The organism is Methanosarcinales archaeon (assembly GCA_014859725.1).
Lineage (GTDB): Archaea > Halobacteriota > Methanosarcinia > Methanosarcinales > Methanocomedenaceae > Kmv04.
The window spans coordinates 1-4,490 of sequence record JACUTQ010000165.1; the positions used below are offsets into that span (position 1 = coordinate 1).

Genomic DNA, 4,490 nt, shown 5'->3' on the forward strand with positions numbered 1-4,490 from the left:
GAGTAAGTTGATCACTAGCATTTTCAGCAAAGATCGTACTCCATCTTAATTGCGTCGTTCGTTCCATACTTCGGCATATCTAATTTTGTCACCTTGCTTGATTTTGCGAATGAATGTCTTGCGTTCAGTCATATTGTAGTGTATATACACTATAAATATATTAACATTCTCTTTTTGGATTAGTGGGCAATTCTAAGGCGCTTGATATGCTTTTATAGTCAGAAAAAGGAAAGGAGTTTTACGAAGTTACAAGCCTAACTTGACGATATGGCATGCTGCGTATGACACCACACATAAATATAAGACAACACATCTTATTGTAAAAAGTGTTGACATGCCCGGAATGCTGAACTATATACTTTCTGCATTTGAAATGCCAAATGTGGCAGACGCTGAAAACTACCGGAGGGTGTTGATCTGATGAATATGAGACCACTGCAGCCGACTCCTTTTATTGATGACCGATCGCATCCTCATGTCTACGTCGCTACGGGAGAAGATCCATATGATAACACGAGACAAGTTCTCTCACAAATCAACCTCGCTGCAGTCAAAGGCAAGCGTGTTCTTTTAAAGCCAAATGCAGGACGAATTGCTACTGCCGATTCGGGGATTACCACCAACCCCCAGGTTGTGGCTGCAGCAATTGATGTATTTCTCGAGGCAGAAGCAAGCGTTGCTGTTGGCGAGAGCCCTATAACAGGAGTCAGGACAATGGAGGCTTTTGAAGCAACGGGTATCGCGTCAGTGGCCCTTGAGCGCAACTGTCCGTTGATTGTTATGGACGCCCGGCAGCCCGTTCATGTGATTATCGAAGACGGTGTTGCAATACAGTCGCTTGAGGTGTGCCCTGAAGTGGTCGATTACGACGTTGTCGTTTCAATCCCGGTCATGAAAACCCACATGCACACAGTTGTCACGCTGGCGGTGAAAAATATGAAAGGATGTCTGTGGCGCCGAACAAAGGTTGATCTTCACATGCTACCTCCAATTGAGGATATGGACGACAAACCTCTTAATATCGCCATTGCTGATATGGCCTCAGTTCTTCGTCCGCATCTATCGATCATTGATGGCACTACTGGAATGGAAGGGCTGGGTCCAAGCGCCGGGCAGGCTAAGAAACTTGATCTGGTTTTGGCAGGGATTGATCCCTTAGCAGTGGATGCCGTAGCCTGCTCGCTCATGGGGGTGAAAGCAGAAGATGTGCCACACCTGCGTATTTGTGCTGAACGAGGATACGGAGTTATCGATATCTCCAGGATACAAGTGAATCCTGCTAAGTGGCGTGATTTTACCTCTCCTTTTGAGCCCCCTCCCGACAACTTATCGATACACTTCTCGGGTATCAACATTCTTGATGAAATGTCATGCAGTGCCTGCCAGTCCACAGTTTTGATGTTATTGAACAGGTATGGGGAGCAGGTCTTTGACTCCTTCCCCGGACAGGAGAATGTCACCATTGCAATCGGGAAGGGACATCAGTCTATACCCTGCGGTACGCTCTGCATCGGTAACTGCACTGCTCAACATAAAAAGCAGGGTGTTTTTGTACCGGGATGTCCTCCTGTGGCGACTCATATCCTGGAAATGATTTCCGAAAGCAAACCTGAAGAAAGCCCCGACGTTCAGATCGAGCAGAGCTGTTGATGTACATTCGCAGAGATAACCTCCACCGGCATTCTATAATTTGAACCTGAAAACTGCTCAACCGACACTTTCGTGGATGCCTTGGACTTTCAGTCCGGGCGTCCTAGGGACTGAGGGAATGAAGGCATCATCTGCAATATTTGTAGTCCTCTACACCTGCTGCGTCCAAAGATCAATATAACTTATATTACAGATATTTGACAGGGAAGTGCAAATATCTTGGTTTGAGTCTTAAGAGGTTTGATTTGGTGGTTGAAGAGATAGATGCAAAACAAGCCATGTTGTTCTCTTTACTGGATTTGGGGAAATTTATTGCAAAGTAGGTAAATCGATTGCCAGTGGATTAATGTTTTTATAGGGACTACATAAATTGGTTTGCTTGTTATTGTTTTTGACCACATCTTTGAAACTCAATTTAAACAAGCCTTTGCACAGCCGCCATTGTGGTGTGGGGACTGGAGGGTGCTTTTGTGGTGCATCGTGGATGCATGGGGAGCAGTTGCAGGACCTCATTACCCCAACATGCTAACAGCATTTTTAGAAATTACTTAAAGATAGTGTTGTGAAGTTTAGGAAATGATTATCAATATAAAGAGAAAATCAAATATAATAGTATTATGGGATTTAAAAAGAAAATCAAACAGGAGTAACAATCTATGGACATGGAATTTAAAGAAAAATTCATTAGACTATGGAAAGATTATTTTAATAATGCAGAATTTCCCATCATCTTCTATTACACAAATGAAATAGGAAACTCTGAACTGGCAGCCCCCGATTCATTGCCAATGTGCGTAATAGGCGCTTTGTCAAAGGTACGCAAGGGTGCTTCATTGTGTTTCAACAGCGACTCCATTGGTTGTCCAGGCGGCAAAAAATATTTTGGATTTACTGAAATGACTATGCCCAACTTGCCCAACTTCGAATTCTTCCTTTCTTGTGGAATCCCAGGTGAACTTGAGGGGGAAAGATATAAGAAATCACCTGAGATTGTAAAGGAATTTATGCAGAATATGCCTTCTTTCAGTGCCCCTTCACCGTTAATAGTTTTCAAACGATGGGATCACATAGAAGAATCGGATGAACCGGAAGTGGTGATCTTTTTTGCCAGACCTGATGTCCTCTCGGGTCTTTTTACCCTGACAGGTTTTGATACAGTAGAATTAGACGGAGTACATTCACCCTTTGGAGCAGGTTGTGCCACTATTGTCCATTATCCTTATCTTGAGATTTATTCTGATCAACCTAAAGGTGTTATTGGGATGTTTGATGTCTCTGCACGACCATTTGTGCGAAAAGATGAACTCACATTAGCTGTACCTATGAAAAAATTCGTGAAAATGGTTGAAAATATGGAGGAGAGTTTTTTAATCACAGAATCATGGGAAAAAGTAAAAAAGAGAATATCCATGCCTGGTAATCAGAACATATAACTTTTATACAAAAAAATAGCATAAATAGATGTTCAACTTGCCCCTTCCTCACCAGCACTTGTGCCGAGTACCCGTCCCGATCTGCTCCGCCCGGCCTTGTGGTGTGGGTGTGGCAGTCGGTCATCAGACCGACGTGGTGGGATTCGGAGAGGACTTAAAAAAGAAAACAAATCGTATCCATTTCAAAAAGTAGGGTAAAATGCACATTCGGATTGTCAAAATCAAGTGCCTAAGCAGGCTTTCGATTTCAAAATATAGTCAGTTACCCTTAGATTTGAAGCGGATACAAAAAATCAAATAGCAAATACTATTTACTATTATTTTCAGCCATATTATGGCAATAAAATCTCTAATGAGGGTGAATTATGGACTATATAAAGATCATCCCCTGTTTGGATGTAAAGGATGGACGTCTGGTAAAGGGTGTAAATTTTGTAGATCTCAAGGATGTGGGCGATCCGGCAGAGAACGGTGAAGCCTATAGTAAAGCTGGTGCCGATGAACTGGTATTCTTAGATATTACTGCAACTATTGAGAAAAGAAAAACAATGATAGATGTGGTTAAAAGAACAGTAAACAGGATCAATGTACCTCTCACAGTGGGTGGAGGAATTGGCAGTATCCAGGATATTCAGAACCTCATGGATGTGGGCGTTTCAAAAGTATCTATGAACACGGCTGCTGTGAATAATCCGGAATTAATACGGGAAGCAGCAGAACAATTCGGCAGTGAAAAGATTGTGGTCGCTATTGATACCCGTACCTCTTCAGCTGTTCCATCGGGTTTTGAAGTCATGGTAAACGGAGGCAAGAAAACCACCGGGATTGATGCAGTTGAATGGGCAAAAAAAGTTGAAGAGCTGGGTGCAGGAGCGATCTTACCCACAAGTATGGATGCAGATGGAACACAAGCCGGATATGATATCCCAATGACCAGGGCAATAGCCGATGCCGTTAACCTGCCGGTAATTGCATCAGGAGGAGCCGGGACACTGGAACATCTATACGAAGCTGTAAATGATGGGCATGCCAATGCAGTCCTTGTGGCATCGATCACTCACTTTGGCACGTACTCGATCAAAGAGATGAAAGAATACCTTGCGGGGAAAGGACTTCCCGTAAAGCTTTGATCCTTATAGAACCTACTGACCATATTTATTTCACAGGTTTTTTCAGCTATTCTGCTGGAATATTATTTCAGGAGGGAAAGAGATGGATATATCAGAGGCATGAAAAATATGACACTTCAAATGAACATTGTTATCATTCTGAATGTCATGCAAAAGATAGAGCAATAATTGTAATGCTTGATAAAATATTACATAATTTATAATGAAATTCCATAGTCCATCTATTAATGGAATGATTATGAGTTAGGAATCGGGTGGGTCTGTTCAGAGTGTTAGC

At 42.5% G+C, this 4,490-nt stretch carries 6 protein-coding genes; all 6 read left to right on the forward strand.

The features are described 5' to 3' along the window. The first annotated feature begins 259 nt into the window (after positions 1-259). The 6 genes from IBX40_11165 to IBX40_11190 all read left to right on the forward strand — a co-directional run bounded on the left by IBX40_11165 (position 260) and on the right by IBX40_11190 (position 4,416). Positions 260-421, forward strand: a complete 162-nt coding sequence (locus IBX40_11165) for a hypothetical protein (GenBank protein ID MBE0524877.1) — start codon at positions 260-262, stop codon at positions 419-421. Then, positions 421-1,650, forward strand: a complete 1,230-nt coding sequence (locus IBX40_11170) for a DUF362 domain-containing protein (GenBank protein MBE0524878.1) — start codon at positions 421-423, stop codon at positions 1,648-1,650. Before IBX40_11165 ends, IBX40_11170 begins: the two co-directional genes overlap by 1 nt. Before the next feature lie 656 nt (positions 1,651-2,306). Next, the gene (locus IBX40_11175; GenBank protein MBE0524879.1) at positions 2,307-3,083 is read left to right on the forward strand and encodes a DUF169 domain-containing protein; all 777 of its coding nucleotides are present in this window, start codon (positions 2,307-2,309) and stop codon (positions 3,081-3,083) included. A 28-nt stretch (positions 3,084-3,111) separates the two neighbouring features. Further along, positions 3,112-3,276 (forward strand): hypothetical protein, encoded by a 165-nt coding sequence (locus IBX40_11180; GenBank protein MBE0524880.1) that lies wholly within the window; start codon positions 3,112-3,114, stop codon positions 3,274-3,276. A gap of 172 nt (positions 3,277-3,448) precedes the next feature. Beyond that, the gene (hisF, locus tag IBX40_11185) at positions 3,449-4,213 is read left to right on the forward strand and encodes an imidazole glycerol phosphate synthase subunit HisF (protein ID MBE0524881.1); all 765 of its coding nucleotides are present in this window, start codon (positions 3,449-3,451) and stop codon (positions 4,211-4,213) included. After that, a complete protein-coding gene (locus IBX40_11190; GenBank protein ID MBE0524882.1) occupies positions 4,210-4,416 on the forward strand; it encodes a hypothetical protein in 207 nt (68 codons plus the stop codon). Before hisF ends, IBX40_11190 begins: the two co-directional genes overlap by 4 nt. Positions 4,417-4,490 lie beyond the last annotated feature (74 nt).

Excerpts from the sequence above, each read along its gene's own strand:
- IBX40_11180 (MBE0524880.1), top strand. The coding sequence starts at position 3,112 with ATGTTCAACTTGCCCCTTCCTCACCAGCACTTGTGCCGAGTACCCGTC.
- hisF (MBE0524881.1), top strand. The coding sequence starts at position 3,449 with ATGGACTATATAAAGATCATCCCCTGTTTGGATGTAAAGGATGGACGT.
- IBX40_11175 (MBE0524879.1), top strand. The coding sequence starts at position 2,307 with ATGGACATGGAATTTAAAGAAAAATTCATTAGACTATGGAAAGATTAT.
- IBX40_11170 (MBE0524878.1), top strand. The coding sequence starts at position 421 with ATGAATATGAGACCACTGCAGCCGACTCCTTTTATTGATGACCGATCG.